This window comes from Streptomyces sp. ISL-99 (assembly GCF_018614005.1).
GTDB lineage: Bacteria > Actinomycetota > Actinomycetes > Streptomycetales > Streptomycetaceae > Streptomyces > Streptomyces flavidovirens.
Window position 1 is genome coordinate 85477 of the sequence record NZ_JAGGPC010000032.1, and the last position, 16067, is coordinate 101543.

Sequence of the window (16067 nt, forward strand, 5' to 3'; positions counted from 1 at the left end):
GATCCGTACGTACGACTGCGGCGGGCACCCGGGGGTGCCCGCCGCAGTCGTGTGTTCGCGCCTGTGTCCGTCAGGGGCGAGGCCGAGGCGGCCGGAAGTCGCCGTCGGAGCCACCGTCCGTACCGCCGCCGTCGGCTCCTGCGTCCGTGCCGCCGTCGGATCCGCCGCCGGAGCCTCCGTCCGCCCCGCCGTCGGAGCCGGCGGTGTCACCGCCCGGGTCCGGCGGGCCGATCGTGATGGGCGGCGGCGACGTCGGAGGCGTGGTGGACGGCGAGGTCGGGGGCGTCGTGGACGGCGTCGTCGGAGGCGTGGTGGACGGCGTCGTGGGCGTCCTGCTCGGGGTCGTCGAGGGCTTGCTCGGGGTGTTGGTCGGGTCGGGCGTCTTGGTCGGCGGGGGCACGTAGGCGTCGTCCGGGTCGATCTCCAGGTCGAAGTCGGCGTCGGAGCCGCCGCCGAGGGCGCCGAGCGTGTAGTCCGCCCAGATACTGGCGGGGAAGCCGCCGCCGCTGGCGCGGCCGGCGTTGGCCGTGCCGGTGAGGGAGACCTGTCCGCCGCCCGGCTTCGTGGACTCACCGAAGAGGGCTACGGCGGTGGAGAGTTCGGGGGTGTAGCCGACGAACCAGGCGGACCGGTTCTTCTCCGACGTGCCGGTCTTTCCCGCCGCGTTGTAGTTCGGGCTGGAGGCCCTGATGCCCGTACCGCTGTTCACGACTCCGGTGAGCACCTTGGTCACGCTGTCCGCCGTCGAGCGGTCGATGACCTGCTCTGCCGTCGGCTCGGGCATCTCGACCCGGCCGCCCGGGCGGTCCTTGTGCTCGGCGGACTTCACGATGGTCGGCGTGACCTTCTTGCCGTGGTTGTCGAGCGTCGCGTAGACGCTCGCCATGTCCATCGTGCTCGCGCCCATCACACCGAGGGACATGGCGGGACGCTCGTCGAAGCCGCCCTTGTCCTCCATGCCCATGTCGAGCGCGGTCTCCTTCACGCGCGGCGCCCCGACATCCACGAGCATCTGCGCGAAGACGGAGTTGACCGACTTGTTCATGGCCTGCTGGACGGTGATGGGGCCGTAGCTCTTGCCCAGGTCGTTCTGCGGGGCGAAGGGGGTGGCGCTGCCCTTGACGGGGCGCTTGCTCGTGCCGTCGTAGATCGTGCTGGGCGTGATGGGCTCGTCGTCCTGCGTCTTGGAGTTGCTCTCCAGGGCGGCGGCGAGGACGACGGGCTTGAAGGTCGAGGCCGGCTGGTAGTCGGACCGCGTGGCGTTGGAGAAATAGTGCTGGGTGGCGTCCACGCCCCCGTACATCGCGACGACCTTGCCGGTCTTCGGATCCACGGAGGTCGCGCCGGCCTGGAGGGTCGCGTCGACCTTGTTCTTCTTGCGGTCGAGCTTGGACTCCAGCTGCCGCTCGACCGCCCGCTCCAGCGCCTTCTGGCGCTTCTCGTCGATGTTGAGCGTGATCGTCCAGCCGCCCGCGTCGAAGTCGGCCTCGCTGACGCCCTGCTTCTTCAGCTCGCGCTTGGCGGCCTCGACCATGTAGCCGGTCTGGCCCTCCATACCGGCGGCGCCCTTGGGGTCCTGCGGTATGTCGAACCTCATGGCGTCGCGCCTGGTCCGGTCCAGCGCGTTCATCTCGATCATGTTGTCGAGTACGTAGTTCCAGCGCTCCTTGACCAGCTTCTTGCTGGTGGGGCTCGCCGCCGCCCAGTCGTACTGGCTGGGGGCCTGGAGGAGCGCCGCGAGGTACGCGCCCTGTTCGACGGTCAGCTTCTCGGCGTCGACGCCGTAGTACGCCTGGGCCGCGGCCTGGATGCCGTACGCGCCGCGTCCGAAGTAGCTGGTGTTGAGATAGCCGGCCAGGATCTCGGACTTGGTTTGCTTCCGGTCCACCTTGATGGAGATCACAAGCTCCCTGAGCTTGCGGGAGACCGTCTGGTCCTGGGTCAGGTAGTAGTTCTTGACGTACTGCTGGGTGATGGTCGAGCCACCCTGCTTGCCCTTGCCGGTGACGGTGTTGAGCAGGCCGCGCGCGGTGCCCTTGAAGTCGACACCGGAGTCCTTGTAGAAGTTCTGGTTCTCGGCGGCGACGAAGGCGGTCTGGACGTCCTTGGGGGTGTTGGCGAGCGGGACTATCTCGCGGTTGAGCTTGCCGGACCGGGCCATGATCTTGCCGTTGCTGTACTTGTAGACGTTGCTCTGCAGCTTGGCCTCGGCGTTGGCCGCCGGTACGGGCACCCATATGTACAGCGCCACGAAGACGCCCATCAGGAGCAGGCAAAGCCCGAAGAAGGTGCCCAGCATCTTCTTCCAGGTGAAGAGGCGGCGTATGCCACCCGCCTTCTTCGCCCGGCGCGCACCGCGCTTCCGGTTCTGTCGCGCTTCTGCTCGGCCCATTACTCCGTAACTCCGCTCATCGAGCCCCCGGATGTCAGCTCAGAAAGCTAACACCGCACCTGCGGACAAAGGGCTGCCGATCCGCTCTTTTCCGTACGTGACAATCAGCACCTGTCTCTCTGGAACCGACTCACGGGAGGGCTCCAGGGTTGCGAAAGTCCTCGCACAGGTTTACGATCCCCCGAAAAAGTGATATCACTTTGATAGACGACGACGGCCGTACGAAACCCGTACGGGACGAGCACCGAACCGGGGGCCCACCATGTCCGCAACCAGCACGCCCGCACCCAGCACGTCGGCACCCACCGACCTGCCCGACATGCCCGCGCCACGGGTGCGCGAGAGGGCCGCGCACAGCATCGGCGGCGGCCTCGCGCTGCTGCTCGGCCTGCTGGGTCTGCTGGCCGGGGTGGGCCTCGTCGCCACCGGCGCCACCTTCGCGTCGACCGGCCCGAAGGTGGCGCTGATCGTCACGGGCGTCGTGATCGCCTTCGCGGCGTTTCTCGCGATGTGCGGCCTCAACATGGTGGCGCCGGGCGAGGCCCGCGTCGTCCAGCTCTTCGGGCGCTACCGCGGCACCATCCGCACCGACGGACTGCGCTGGGTCAACCCGCTGACCACACGCTCGAAGATCTCGACCCGGATCAGGAACCACGAGACCGCGGTCCTCAAGGTCAACGACGCCTACGGCAACCCGATCGAGCTGGCGGCGGTCGTGGTGTGGAAGGTGGAGGACACGGCGCAGGCCACGTTCGAGGTGGACGACTTCCTGGAGTTCGTCGCCACCCAGACGGAGGCCGCCGTGCGCCACATCGCGATCGAGTACCCGTACGACGCGCACGACGAGGACGGCCTGTCCCTGCGGGGCAACGCCGAGGAGATCACCGAGAAGCTCGCGGTCGAGCTGCACGCGCGGGTCGAGGCGGCCGGGGTCCACATCATCGAGTCCCGCTTCACGCACCTGGCGTACGCACCCGAGATCGCCTCGGCGATGCTTCAGCGGCAGCAGGCGGGGGCGGTCGTGGCGGCGCGCAAGCTGATCGTCGAGGGCGCGGTGGGGATGGTCGAGATGGCCCTCAACCGGATCACCGAGCACGACATCGTCGAGCTCGACTCCGAGCGCCGGGCGGCGATGGTCAGCAACCTGATGGTGGTGCTGTGCGGCGACCGGGCCGCGCAGCCCGTACTCAACACCGGCACGCTCTACCAGTGACGGACGAGCCCGCGCAGCGGAAGCAGCCGCAGCAGCAGCGCAAGCAGGTGCTGCTGCGGCTGGACCCGGCTGTGTACGACGCGCTGGCTCGCTGGGCGTCCGACGAGCTGCGCAGCGCGAACGCGCAGATCGAGTTCCTGCTGCGCCGGGCGCTGTCAGAATCCGGCCGCCTCCCCGGCACCGCCGGCCCGATCCCCCGCCGGGGCCGCCCCCCGAAGCCACCGGCCCCGGAAACCTCCGACCCGGAACCCCCGCCGGCGACATAGGGGGCGCGGCGAAGCCCTGCGGGGCCTTTCCTCACCCCACCCCTTCCCGAACCGGGGCAGACCCCAGACCCCAGACGCCCTGGACTTCACCCCGCGGAGCCCTCGAACCCCGGCAACCCAAGCTGCCCGACCCCCGGCTCAATGCCTCACCCCGCACCACTTCAGCCTCCGGCGCTTGAGGAGCGGGGTCTGGGGCGGAACCCCGGTTCGGGAAGGGGCGGGGTGGGGGTAGGCCCGCCGTAGGCGTTCGAGCCACTATGCACTGCATGTATACCCACTGTGTATAGTGCTCCGCATGTCAATCGGCCACACCCTCCTCGGGCTCCTGGAGTCCGGCCCCCGCCACGGCTACGACCTCAAGCGCGCCTTCGACGACAAGTTCGGCCACGACCGGCCCCTGCACTACGGCCAGGTCTACTCGACCATGTCCCGGCTGCTCAAGAACGGGCTCGTCGAAGTCGACGGCGTGGAGTCCGACGGCGGCCCCGAGCGCAAGCGCTACGCCATCACCGAAGCCGGCATCACCGATGTCGAGCAGTGGCTCGCCCAGCCGGAGAAGCCCGAGCCGTACCTCCAGTCGACGCTCTACACCAAGGTCGTCCTCGCCCTCCTCACCGGCCGCAGCGCCGCCGGCCTCCTCGACGTACAGCGCGCCGAGCACCTGCGCATGATGCGCGTCCTCACCGACCGCAAGCGCCGGGGCGACCTCGCCGACCAGCTCATCTGCGACCACGCCCTCTTCCACCTGGAAGCCGACCTGCGCTGGCTGGAACTCGCCGCCGCACGCCTCGACAAGCTCGCCACGGAGGTACGCGCATGACTCCCGCCGGTTCCCTCCTCGTCGCCGACGGCCTCCACAAGGCGTACGGCACCACCCCCGCACTCGACGGCGCGCACTTCTCCATCGACCCCGGCGAGGTCGTCGCCGTCATGGGCCCCTCCGGCTCCGGCAAGTCGACCCTGCTGCACTGCCTGGCCGGGATAGTCACCCCCGACTCCGGCACCATCACGTACGACGGCCGCGAACTGTCCGCCATGCCGGACCGCGAGCGCAGCGCCCTGCGCCGCGGCGACTTCGGCTTCGTCTTCCAGTTCGGCCAGCTCGTCCCCGAGCTGACCTGCGTCGAGAACGTCGCGCTGCCGCTGCGCCTGAACGGCGCCAAGCGCAGGGACGCCGAGCGCGAGGCGCTGAAGTGGATGGCCCGGCTGGAGGTCGACGACCTCGGGCGCAAGCGGCCCGGCGAGGTCTCCGGCGGCCAGGGCCAGCGCGTCGCCGTCGCCCGCTCGCTCGTCTCCTCGCCCCGCGTCCTGTTCGCCGACGAGCCGACCGGCGCCCTCGACTCCCTCAACGGCGAGCGCGTGATGCAGCTCCTCACCGAGGCCGCCCGGTCCGCGAACACCGCCGTCGTCCTGGTCACGCACGAGGCGCGCGTCGCCGCGTACTCCGACCGCGAGATCGTCGTACGCGACGGAAAGTCCCGGAGCCCGGAGTACGCCGCATGACGAAGCTCCTCGACCGGCGCACCGGCACCCCACCGGCCCCCGCCACCGCCCCCACCGGCCTCGCCGCCTGGGTACGCGACCTCGGCCTGGGCATCAGGTTCGCCGTCTCCGGCGGGCGTGAGAGCTGGGCCCGTACGATCCTCACCGCCGTCGGTGTCGGCCTCGGCGTGGCCCTGCTGCTCTGTGCCGCGTCCGTGCCTTCGGTGCTCGACAGCCGTTCGGCCCGCCAAGAAGCCCGTACGCCCGCCGACACCTCGCGGGAATCCCGGCCCGAGGCCTCTGACACCACCGTGCTGTGGGCCGACGCCAGCACCGAGTTCCGCGACAAGTACATCGCCGGCAAGATCCTGCGCGCGGAGGGCACGCACCCGGTACGGCCGCCCGGCGTCGACAGGCTCCCCGGCCCCGGCGAGATGGTCGTCTCCCCCGCGCTCAAGGAACTCCTCGCGTCACCGGAGGGCAAGCTTCTCGCCGAGCGCCTGAACTACCGCGTCATCGGAACGATCGCCGACTCCGGCCTGCTCTCCCCCAGCGAGATCCACCACTACGTCGGGAGCTCCACCCTCACCGCCGACAACGGCGGGCGCAGGACCACGGCGTTCGGCCAGCGCCTCATGAGCGAGCCCATGAACCCGGTCCTCGTCGTCGTGATCATCCTGATGTGCGTGGTGCTCCTGGTGCCGGTGGCCATCTTCATCGCCACGGCCGTGCGTTTCGGCGGGGAGCGGCGCGACCGCCGCCTGGCCGCGCTGCGGCTGGTCGGCGCGGACATCCGCACAACGCGGCGGATCGCCGCGGGCGAGGCGCTGTTCGGTTCGCTGCTCGGGCTGGTCATCGGCGCCGGCGTCTTCCTCGCGGCCCGGCAGGTGCTGGGCGGCGTACAGGTGTGGCGAGTCAGCACCTTCCCCGGCGACATCACACCGGTCCCGGCGCTCGCCGCGCTGATCGCGCTCGCCGTGCCGGCCGCGGCCGTCGCGGTCACGCTCGCGGCGCTGCGCTCGGTGGCGATCGAGCCGCTGGGTGTCGTACGCAGCAACGGCACCCGGCGCCGCCGTCTGTGGTGGCGGCTGGTGCCGCCCGTTGCGGGCATGGTGGCGCTGATCATGACCGGCACCGTCGACGAGAAGACGCAGGCAGTCGATCCGTACCCCCTCGCGGGCGGTGCGGTACTGGTACTCGCCGGTCTCGTCCTGTTGCTGCCGTGGCTGGTCGAAGCGGTGGTGGGCCGGCTGAACGGCGGGCCGGTGCCGTGGCAACTTGCCACCCGCCGCCTCCAGTTGAGCAGCGGATCGGCCGCCCGTACGGTCAGCGGCATCACCGTCGCCGTCGCGGGCGCCATCGCCCTGCAGATGCTCTTCGCCGGGATCGACGACGACTTCATCGACGTGACCGGCCAGGACCCTTCGCGGGCGCAGGTCAGTGTCAGCGCGGAGGTCGCCAACGGCGAACTCGCCACCCGGATGATCACTGACTTCCGGAAGACCAAGGGCGTGAAGAGCGTGGTCGGTACGGTCGAGGCCATCGCGACCCGGCCGGGGAAGGCCGGCGGGGACGAGATCCAGCCGACGAGCACGCTGACCGTGGGCGACTGCGCGACCCTGCGCGAGCTGGCCCGTATCGCCTCGTGCGAGGACGGCGACACGTTCGTCGTGCACTCGGACGACGCCGAGCAGAACGACCGGGTGGACCGGACGGCCCGGATCGGCAAGGCGGTCAACCTGAACCCGTACTCGGAGGACGACGGCTCGAAGGCCGTGCTGTGGACCCTGCCGGAGTCGACGCGCAAGGTCGTGGCGAAGCCCGACCCGATGGGCCGCGTCCACGACGGCATCTTCGCGACGCCGGGTGCCGTGGCCGTGCCCACGCTGCCGGCGGCGACGACCGGGGCCCAGGTCAAGATCGACGAGGGGCTGCCGGACGCCGTGGAGTACGTACGCAACACCGCTGCCCGCATCGATCCCGCCATGCAGGTGTTCTCCCTCAGAGAGGTCGAGCGCAACAAGCAGTACGCGAGCGTCCAGAGCGGGCTGCTGGTCGGTGCGACCGGGACCATGGCGCTGATCGCCGCGAGCATGCTCGTCTCGCAGGTGGAGCAACTGCGCGAGCGCAGGCGCCTGTTGTCGGTCCTGGTCGCCTTCGGGACGCGCCGCGCGACGCTCGGCTGGTCCGTGCTGTGGCAGACGGCGGTACCGATCATCCTCGGCCTCGCGCTGGCGGTCGTGGGCGGCCTGGCGCTGGGAGCGGCGGTGCTGAGCCTGATCGAGAAGTCGGTGAGCGACTGGTGGGTGTTCCTGCCGTTCGCCGGGGCGGGCGGGGCGCTGATCCTGGCGGTGACGCTGCTGAGCCTGCCGCCGCTGTGGCGCCTGATGCGGCCGGAGGGCCTGCGCACGGAGTAGCGCAGCCCCGGGAAACCCTGGCGGGGCCTTTCCCCGACCCGCCCCTTCCCGAACTGGGGCAAGCCCCAGACCCCGGACGGGCTGGATTTCGCTGCTGCACCATCCAGCCCCTCCGGCGATTGAGGAGCGGGGTCTGGGGCGGAGCCCCTCACGCGGCGGAGCCGCAAAGTGTCACAGCGGGAAGGGGCGGGGTGGGGAAATAGCCCCCCGCAGCGGCAAGCTCAGCCCGCGCCCGCCACCACCCGCACCGGCAGCCTCCGCATCGCTTCCTTCAGCGCCTGCGCGAACGTCTCGAACTCGCTCTGCCGCGCCGCCCCCGTCCGCATCGCCAGCGCGACCCGACGCGACGGCGCCGGGTCGGCGAAGTACCCGGTCACCAGCCGGTCGTTGCGGTCCGTCTCCACCTTCACCGCCGTGCGCGGCAGCAGCGTCACCCCGAGGCCGCCCGCCACCAGCTGCACCAGCGTCGACAGACCCGCCGCCGTCGTCGTGACGGGCGCCCCCTCCGTACGGCCCGCCTCCCGGCAGATGTCGAGCGCCTGGTCCCGCAGGCAGTGCCCCTCGTCGAGCAGCAGCAGATGCAGCTCCTTGAGCGCGTCGCGCGGAATGTCCTCGCGCCCGCCCAGCCAGTGCTCCCGCGGCGTCACGAGCACGAAGTCCTCGTCGAAGAGGGGGAGTTCGGTCACCCCCGGCACCCCAAGCGGCACCGCCAGCAACAGCAGGTCCAGCCGCCCCGCCGCCAGCCCCTCCAGCAGCGACGACGTCTGCTCCTCGTGCACCTGAAGGTCCAGTTCCGGATACCGCTCGTGGGCGAGCGTGAGCACCGTCGGCAGCAGGTACGGCGCCACCGTCGGGATCACCCCGAGCCGGAGCACCCCGGTGAAGGGCGCCCGTACCGCCTCCGCCTCCTCCATCAGCTCGCCCACCGCGTCCAGCACGGCCCTCGCCCGCACCGCGAGCCGCTCCCCCGCCGGGGACAGCAGCACCTTGCGCGTCGTACGCTCGACGAGTTGCACCCCCAGCACGTCCTCCAGCGCCGAGACCGCCCCCGACAGCGCCGGCTGGCTCATGCCGATCGCGGCGGCCGCGTCCCTGAAGTGCAGGTACTCCGCCACGGCGACGAACGCCCGCAGCTGCGCCAGGCTGGGCTGCTTGGCCCGGACACCGCCCACGCCCCCGGCACCGTTTCCATTACTACTGGCCACTGATAACCACCTCCGATCGGATCAAGCCAGTCTAGCTATTTCTGCTATCAATGCTTCCTGTGTCACTGTGGGGATCCGTCCAAGCCCCAGGAAACTCCCGAAACGGGATTTCCCTCTCTGCAAGGAGCGCGCGTGCTCACTGTTGGTGACCAGTTCCCCACGTACGACCTCACCGCCTGTGTCTCCCTCGAGACCGGCAAGGAGTTCGAGCAGATCAACCACAAGTCCTACGAGGGCAAGTGGCGTGTCGTCTTCGCGTGGCCCAAGGACTTCACCTTCGTCTGCCCCACCGAGATCGCCGCTTTCGGCAAGCTGAACGACGAGTTCGCCGACCGCGACGCGCAGATCCTCGGCTTCTCCGGTGACTCCGAGTTCGTGCACCACGCCTGGCGCAAGGACCACCCGGACCTGACCGACCTGCCGTTCCCGATGCTGGCCGACTCGAAGCACGAGCTCATGCGTGACCTCGGCATCGAGGGCGAGGACGGCTTCGCGCAGCGCGCCGTCTTCATCGTCGACCCGAACAACGAGATCCAGTTCACGATGGTGACCGCCGGTTCCGTGGGCCGTAACCCGAAGGAGGTCCTCCGGGTCCTCGACGCGCTCCAGACCGACGAGCTGTGCCCGTGCAACTGGACCAAGGGCGAGAACACCCTCGACCCGGTCGCGCTGCTGGCCGGTGAGTGACCCATGGCCCTCGACGAGCTGAAGTCCGCCATACCGGACTACGCCAAGGACCTGCGCCTGAACCTCGGCTCGGTCATCGGCAACAGCGACCTCCCCCAGCAGCAGCTGTGGGGCACGGTCCTGGCCTGCGCGATCGCCTCGCGCTCGCCCAAGGTACTGCGTGAGCTGGAGCCGGAGGCGAAGGCCAACCTCAAGCCCGAGGCGTACCAGGCCGCCAAGTCCGCCGCCGCGATCATGGCGATGAACAACGTCTTCTACCGCACGCGCCACCTGCTCTCCGACCCGGAGTACGGGACGCTGCGCGCCGGTCTGCGGATGAACGTCATCGGCAACCCCGGCGTCGAGAAGGTCGACTTCGAGCTGTGGTCGCTCGCGGTCTCCGCGATCAACGGCTGCGGCCAGTGCCTCGACTCGCACGAGCAGGTCCTGCGCAAGGCGGGCGTCGAGCGCGAGACGATCCAGGAGGCGGTCAAGATCGCCGCGGTGATCCAGGCCGTCGGCGTGACGATCGACTCCGAGGCCGTCATGGCCGGCGCGTAGTCGTCAGCAGTACGTATGAGAGGGGCCCCGCGGACATCACGTCCGAGGGGCCCTTCACACGTGAGGCGTCGGCTGGCTCTTGAGCGCGGCCATGAGGTCCCGCATGTCCTCGATCATGGGGACTTGGAGCGGCGCCGTGTCCGGCTCGGAATCGTTCTCGTCCAGCGGCGGTTCCTCGTCCCCGTACCCCATGGTGGGAATGACCTGCAGGTCGAACACCGCGCCGCCGTCCAGGACCTTCAACCGCATGCCCGCCACCTCGCCGGGCACCGTCAGGAACGCCTTCTCCCCGAGGCCGGGACTCACGATCGCGTCCATCTTGGGCGGTACGACGTCGCCCCAGCGGGGCTGCTTCATGACCGCCTCGAACTCCGGCCCGGGGTCGGACTTCTTGTGCAACTCGACCCCCAGCAGGACCTCGTAACTCACTGTGGGCTCGCCCTTGGCCGGCTTTCCCGTCGGCTCGAACGCGAAACCGCAGGTGGCGGTGTCCAGGGCGCTGTCCTCACCCACCACTTCCAGGGGATCTTCCGACTTCTTTCCGAGGTTCAGCGACAGGGCTGTCAGCCGGACCTTGTCGCACAGCCCCTCGCCCACCCGGTATCCGCGCGTATCGACGGCGCCCCACGGCGCGTAGGTGTACAGCCCGCCCGCCCACACCACCGAAGCCGCCACCGCGCCGCCGACCGCCCACAACCACGGCCTGCGGCCGCGCGGCGCCGGAGGGCGGTCCTCGCTCGTCGAGGTCTCGGGCTCCGGCCAGGCCGCGAAGTCCCCCACCATCTCCGGCTCGGAGATCATTCCTGGACCGCCGCCGTCTCGCCCCGCGGCGTCGCAGGCTGCGGCACCGGACCCGGCTCCTCCGGCGCCGCGTGCATGGCCGCCTCCATGCTGTACGCCCGCAAGTAGCCGACCACCGTATTGGTCACGGCCACCAACGGCACCGCGACGACCGCCCCGCCGATACCGGCGACCAGGCCGCCCGCCGCCACCGCGAGGACGACCGCCAGCGGGTGCACCCGTACCGCGCGGCCGAGGATGAACGGCTGCAGCACATGGCCCTCGATCTGCTGTACGGCCAGTACGACGACCAGCACCATCAGCGCGCTGAACACGCCCTGGGTGACCAGAGCGACGACGACCGCCAGCGCGCCCGACATCACCGCGCCGACGAGCGGGATGAAGGCGAACAGGAAGATGAAGACGGCGAGCGGCACGGCCATCGGTACGTCGAGGAACCAGATCCCGAGGCCGATGAAGATCGCGTCGATCAGCGCGACGATCACCGTGCCCCGCACATACGCGGTGAGCGTGCGCCAGGCGCGCGGACCCGCACCCGCGACGCCGGGCCGGGCCTGCGCGGGCACCAGCTTGAGCGTCCACTGCCAGATGCGCTTCCCGTCGTACAGCAGGAAGAGCGTGGAGAACATGGCGAGCAGCATGCCGGTGAGGAACTCGACCATCACGGTGACGCCCTGGAGGCCCGCCGAGGTGATCTCCTCGGTGTTGGTGCCGACCGCGTCGGTGAGGTTCTTCGCGACGTCGTTGATCTGCTTCTCGGTCACATGGAACGGGCTGTTGAGCAGCCAGCGTTTGAGCTCCTCGATGCCGTCCTTGAGGCGGTCGGAGAGGTTGTCGAGGTTCTCCATGACCTGCCACACCACGAACCAGCCGACGAGCCCCATGATGACGAAGCCGAGGATCGCGGTGACGGCGGTGGCGAGGCCGCGCGGCAGTCCGATCCTCCGGAGCCGGGCGACGGTGGGCTGGAGCATCGCGGTGACGAGCAGAGCCGCGACGAAGGCGAGGACCACCAGTTGTACGGCGGTGATGATCTTCATCAGCACCCAGAGCGTGCCCGCCAGGACGAGCAGCCGCCAGCCGGCCTCGGCCGCGACGCGCATCCCCCACGGGACGGCGGCGACAGGGTCGGGCCTGGCGGCGACGGCGGGGGCGTAGGCGGGTGGCGCGGGGACGTGGTCGACCCCGGTTCCCGGGTCGTACGGCGCCGCGCCGCCGGGACCGGTGGCGTCGGCGGCCTCCGCCTCTGCCTCGGCCGCGGCGCGGCGCTCGTTCAACAGCTCTCCCATCCGGGTCAGCTTGGCGCCCGTACGGCCGAGCCATCCCAGCTGTGGCTTCGGCTGTGGCTGTGGCTGCGTTGACATGTCGCTCTCTCTTCTCCCCGTCGCATGCTCGCTCCCCCCGGGGAGACACCGGACCCCGACGGTACACGCGCAGAGCCCCTCACCGTAGGACGGTAAGGGGCTCTGCGAAGTTGAGCGACCGTGCTGGTACTAGTACCAGTTGTTTGCCTGCCAGAACGACCAGGCGCCACAGGGGCTGCCGTAGCGCTCGTCCATGTAGTTCAGGCCCCACTTGATCTGCGTGGCCGGGTTGGTCTGCCAGTCGGCGCCCGCGGACGACATCTTGGAGCCGGGCAGCGCCTGCACGAGGCCGTAGGCACCGGAGGAGGGGTTGCTCGCCCGGTAGTTCCACGTGGACTCGTGGTTCACGATGTTGCTGAAGCACTGGAACTGGTCGCCGGGGACCATCTGCCGCGCCATGGCCTGGACCTCGGCGACGGTGTACGAGCCCTTGGCCGAGAAGCTGGACGCGGAACGCGTCGCGGAGCGGCTGGCGGCGGCCTGCTTCTCCTCCTCGCGCTCCTTGGCCTCGGCCTCGGCCTTCGCCTTGGCCTCGGCTTCCGCTTCGGCCTTGGCCTCGGCGGCTTCCTTCTTGGACTTGGCGTCCTTGGCGGCCTGGAGGCGGGCCGATTCCTCCGCGGACTTCTTCGCGGTCACATCGGCGGCGTAGGCCTGTGCGTCGGCCTGCTGCGTCAGGGACGCGGTCTGCACCTGGGCCTGCTGGCCGGCAGGGATGTCTGCGAGGAGCGTCGTGTCGGCTGCGGTCACCTCGAAGTTGTCGTTCGAGGGCTGAGTGTCGCCCGAGGCGACGCCCACAACGGCGCCGACAGTGGTGACCGCGGTAGCCGAAGCCACGGCGAATCCCCGGACCGAAATCCGGCTCACACGGTTTCCTTCCAGCAGTGCCCGCTCGGGTGACCTCGCGGACGCAATCGTGCCCCTGGCACTGGCCTCCCCCTATTGCTAGGTCACGGGAGGCGCGGACCCGGTGGGCAACTCCTTTGCGGGAGCGCCGCGTGTGACTCGGGCGGCATACGGCGACGGCTGTTGAGTTGTCTGGTGTCGCATCCCTGAAGATGCGGGTGTGCCGTATGCGGGGCCTGACGGAAGCAAGACTCTGCCGGAAGCGGACGCCGGGAAGCAATTCTCCGTTGCGTGGGAAAGCTCACACGCCGTTTGCACCAGGAGTTTTACGGAAACTTGAGCGCAGCAGGACGCCGCCCGGCTAAGATCCTGGGTTCTGCCGGACGGCGCCAACTACCTTTCCCCCCTTACGGGGTCAACAGGATCAAAGGTGCACGTCCTCCAGCATTTCGGTCACCAGCGCGGCGATCTGCGAGCGCTCCGAGCGGGTGAGGGTGACATGCGCGAAGAGCGGATGGCCCTTCAACTTCTCGACGACGGCGACCACTCCGTCGTACCGGCCGACCCGCAGGTTGTCGCGCTGGGCGACATCATGGGTCAGCACCACGCGTGAATTCGCGCCGATCCGGGACAGAACGGTCAACAGGACGTTCCGTTCCAGCGACTGCGCCTCGTCCACGATCACAAACGCGTCGTGCAGCGAGCGGCCCCGGATGTGCGTGAGCGGCAGCACTTCCAGCATGCCGCGCCCCAGCACTTCCTCGATCACCTCGCGGCCCGCCACGGCCGACAGCGTGTCGAAGACCGCCTGCGCCCAGGGGCTCATCTTCTCGGACTCGGAGCCCGGCAGATAGCCGAGCTCCTGGCCGCCCACCGCGTACAGCGGCCGGAAGACCATCACCTTCTTGTGCTGCCGGCGCTCCAGCACGGCTTCGAGCCCCGCACAGAGCGCCAGCGCCGACTTGCCCGTACCCGCCCGGCCGCCCATCGAGACGATCCCGACGTCCGGGTCGAGGAGCAGGTCCAGGGCTATCCGCTGCTCGGCGCTGCGCCCGTGGATGCCGAAGGCCTCCCGGTCGCCGCGTACGAGCCTGACCATCCCCTCGGCGGTGACCCGGCCCAGCGCCTTGCCGCGCTCGGACTGGATCACCAGGCCCGTGTGTACGGGAAGGTCCGCCGCGGCCGGTTCGTACACCGTCTCCTCGGTGAAGAGGAGGTCCACCTGCTCGGCGGTGAGCGCCAGTTCCGCCATCCCGGTCCAGCCGGAGTCGGTGATGGCGAGCTCGGCGCGGTACTCCTCGGCGAGCAGGCCGACCGAGGACGCCTTGATCCTCAGCGGCAGGTCTTTCGACACGACGGTGACGTCGTACCCCTCGGCCTGGAGGCTGCGTGCCACCGCCAGGATCCGTGAGTCGTTGTCCCCCAATCGATAGCCGGCCGGAAGCACGCCGGGATCGGAGTGGTTGAGCTCGACACGTACCGTTCCGCCCAGGTCGCCCATCGGGATGGGGGCGTCGAGGCGTCCGTACCGGATCCGGCAGTCGTCGAGCAGGCGCAGCGCCTGCCGGGCGAAGTAGCCGAGTTCCGGATGGTGCCTCTTGGCCTCCAACTCCGTGACCACGACGATCGGGAGCACCACCTCGTGCTCGTCGAACCGGGACATGGCGTTCGGGTCGGCCAGCAGGACGCTGGTGTCGAGAACGTAAGTGCGCCTGTCGGGCATGCGGCGCTTTGTGCTGGTCACCACGGAAGGACGTACCCCCTCTGAAGACGAGCCTGAGGTCGGGGTGCGACGGCGTCGCGATCGGTGGGACCGGGCTCGGGCCACGATGCGCGGGCCGAGCTCCGGCCCTCCGCTTCGTCCACACTCAGCGCGTGGTCGTCCTGGTGCAACGGGCCTCCCGGGCGAGCGGGCTTGCCGCTCACTGAGATACGGCGTCCGTGGACCGGACGTCGACCTGGAAGGGGTATTCCCTCGAACACCCGCCGTCATGCCATGGCATATGACACGCCGTGAGCCGGGAACCGTCCCGGGACCTGTGAGGTGCTCGCGAGGTGGCGGGCGGGCCCGCGTCAGGCCCCGTAACGCCGGTGGCGGGCCGCGTAGTCACGCAGGGCGCGCAGGAAGTCGACCTTGCGGAAGGCCGGCCAGAAGACTTCGCAGAAGTAGTACTCCGAGTGGGCGCTCTGCCAGAGCATGAAGCCCGAGAGCCGCTGCTCGCCGCTCGTACGGATCACCAGGTCCGGGTCGGGCTGGCCGCGCGTGTAGAGGTGCTCCGAGATGCGCTCGACGTCGACGATCTCGGCGACCTCCTCCAGGGAGGTGCCCTTCTGCGCGTGCTCAAGGAGGAGCGAGCGGACGGCGTCGGCGATCTCCTGGCGGCCGCCGTAGCCCACGGCGACGTTGACGAGTATCCCGTCGTTGCCGATCGTGGCCTGCTCGGCCTCCTTGAGCACGGCCTGGGTACGGGCGGGCAGTACGTCCAGCGTCCCGACGTGGTGCACGCGCCAGCGGCCGTCGGCGGCGAGGTCGCGGACCGCGCCCTCGATGATGCCGAGCAGCGGCGTCAGCTCCGCCTCCGCGCGGTCCAGGTTCTCGGTGGAGAGCATCCAGAGCGTGACGACCTCGACGTCGGTCTCGGCACACCAGCCGAGCAGCTCCTGGATCTTGCTCGCGCCCGCCTTGTGGCCCTGCTCGGTGGTGCCGCCGGAGGCCTTGGCCCAGCGCCGGTTGCCGTCGAGGATCACGCCGATGTGCTTGGGCACCTGGTCGTGATCGAGGCGGCCTTCCACCCGGCGTGCGTAGAGCCTGTACACCAGGTCGCGCAGGTTCACTGGGTCTCACCTCATGGCGTCG

14 protein-coding genes are annotated in these 16067 nt (G+C 69.9%); 7 read left to right on the top strand and 7 right to left on the bottom strand.

Annotation, left to right across the window (positions count from 1 at the left end):
• Nucleotides 1-70 precede the first annotated feature (70 nt).
• Entirely contained in the window at nucleotides 71-2392 is a 2322-nt protein-coding gene (locus J7E91_RS20405; protein ID WP_214906821.1) for a transglycosylase domain-containing protein, read from the bottom strand.
• A gap of 262 nt (nucleotides 2393-2654) precedes the next feature.
• Here J7E91_RS20405 and J7E91_RS20410 point away from each other — a divergent pair, with 262 nt between their 5' ends.
• The 5 genes from J7E91_RS20410 to J7E91_RS20430 all read left to right on the top strand — a co-directional run bounded on the left by J7E91_RS20410 (nucleotide 2655) and on the right by J7E91_RS20430 (nucleotide 7770).
• A complete protein-coding gene (locus tag J7E91_RS20410) occupies nucleotides 2655-3605 on the top strand; it encodes an SPFH domain-containing protein (protein WP_214906829.1) in 951 nt (316 codons plus the stop codon).
• Complete coding sequence (locus J7E91_RS20415) at nucleotides 3602-3871, top strand: hypothetical protein (protein ID WP_214906831.1); 270 nt, start codon at nucleotides 3602-3604, stop codon at nucleotides 3869-3871. The genes J7E91_RS20410 and J7E91_RS20415 overlap by 4 nt, the downstream gene beginning before the upstream one ends.
• A 295-nt stretch (nucleotides 3872-4166) precedes the next feature.
• Nucleotides 4167-4691, top strand: a complete 525-nt coding sequence (locus J7E91_RS20420) for a PadR family transcriptional regulator (protein WP_214906833.1) — start codon at nucleotides 4167-4169, stop codon at nucleotides 4689-4691.
• Nucleotides 4688-5374 carry an ABC transporter ATP-binding protein gene (locus J7E91_RS20425; protein WP_214906835.1) on the top strand — a complete coding sequence of 229 codons (687 nt, stop codon included), beginning with the start codon at nucleotides 4688-4690 and terminating at the stop codon, nucleotides 5372-5374. The genes J7E91_RS20420 and J7E91_RS20425 overlap by 4 nt, the downstream gene beginning before the upstream one ends.
• Entirely contained in the window at nucleotides 5371-7770 is a 2400-nt protein-coding gene (locus J7E91_RS20430) for an FtsX-like permease family protein (RefSeq protein ID WP_214906837.1), read from the top strand. The genes J7E91_RS20425 and J7E91_RS20430 overlap by 4 nt, the downstream gene beginning before the upstream one ends.
• A gap of 221 nt (nucleotides 7771-7991) precedes the next feature.
• Here the strand turns inward: J7E91_RS20430 and J7E91_RS20435 are convergent, their stop codons facing one another.
• The gene (locus J7E91_RS20435; RefSeq protein WP_308376820.1) at nucleotides 7992-8975 is read right to left on the bottom strand and encodes a hydrogen peroxide-inducible genes activator; all 984 of its coding nucleotides are present in this window, start codon (nucleotides 8973-8975) and stop codon (nucleotides 7992-7994) included.
• A gap of 132 nt (nucleotides 8976-9107) precedes the next feature.
• On the opposite strand from J7E91_RS20435, the gene J7E91_RS20440 reads away from it, so the two are divergent.
• Together J7E91_RS20440 and J7E91_RS20445 are read left to right on the top strand one after the other, a co-directional pair.
• A complete protein-coding gene (locus tag J7E91_RS20440) occupies nucleotides 9108-9662 on the top strand; it encodes a peroxiredoxin (protein WP_028813086.1) in 555 nt (184 codons plus the stop codon).
• A 3-nt stretch (nucleotides 9663-9665) separates the two neighbouring features.
• Nucleotides 9666-10202, top strand: coding sequence for an alkyl hydroperoxide reductase (locus J7E91_RS20445; protein ID WP_214906839.1), 537 nt, complete (start codon nucleotides 9666-9668; stop codon nucleotides 10200-10202).
• A 54-nt stretch (nucleotides 10203-10256) separates the two neighbouring features.
• Here J7E91_RS20445 and J7E91_RS20450 read toward each other — a convergent pair whose 3' ends face one another.
• From J7E91_RS20450 to J7E91_RS20470, 5 genes are all read right to left on the bottom strand, one after another.
• Complete coding sequence (locus tag J7E91_RS20450; RefSeq protein WP_214906841.1) at nucleotides 10257-11003, bottom strand: hypothetical protein; 747 nt, start codon at nucleotides 11001-11003, stop codon at nucleotides 10257-10259.
• On the bottom strand, nucleotides 11000-12367 hold the full coding sequence (locus J7E91_RS20455) for an AI-2E family transporter (RefSeq protein WP_214906843.1): 1368 nt from the start codon (nucleotides 12365-12367) through the stop codon (nucleotides 11000-11002). The genes J7E91_RS20450 and J7E91_RS20455 overlap by 4 nt, the downstream gene beginning before the upstream one ends.
• A gap of 129 nt (nucleotides 12368-12496) precedes the next feature.
• The gene (locus tag J7E91_RS20460; protein WP_214906845.1) at nucleotides 12497-13231 is read right to left on the bottom strand and encodes a lytic transglycosylase domain-containing protein; all 735 of its coding nucleotides are present in this window, start codon (nucleotides 13229-13231) and stop codon (nucleotides 12497-12499) included.
• Nucleotides 13232-13634: 403 nt separating this feature from the next.
• The gene (locus J7E91_RS20465; RefSeq protein ID WP_214906847.1) at nucleotides 13635-14957 is read right to left on the bottom strand and encodes a PhoH family protein; all 1323 of its coding nucleotides are present in this window, start codon (nucleotides 14955-14957) and stop codon (nucleotides 13635-13637) included.
• A 326-nt stretch (nucleotides 14958-15283) separates the two neighbouring features.
• On the bottom strand, nucleotides 15284-16045 hold the full coding sequence (locus tag J7E91_RS20470; protein ID WP_214906849.1) for an isoprenyl transferase: 762 nt from the start codon (nucleotides 16043-16045) through the stop codon (nucleotides 15284-15286).
• Nucleotides 16046-16067 lie beyond the last annotated feature (22 nt).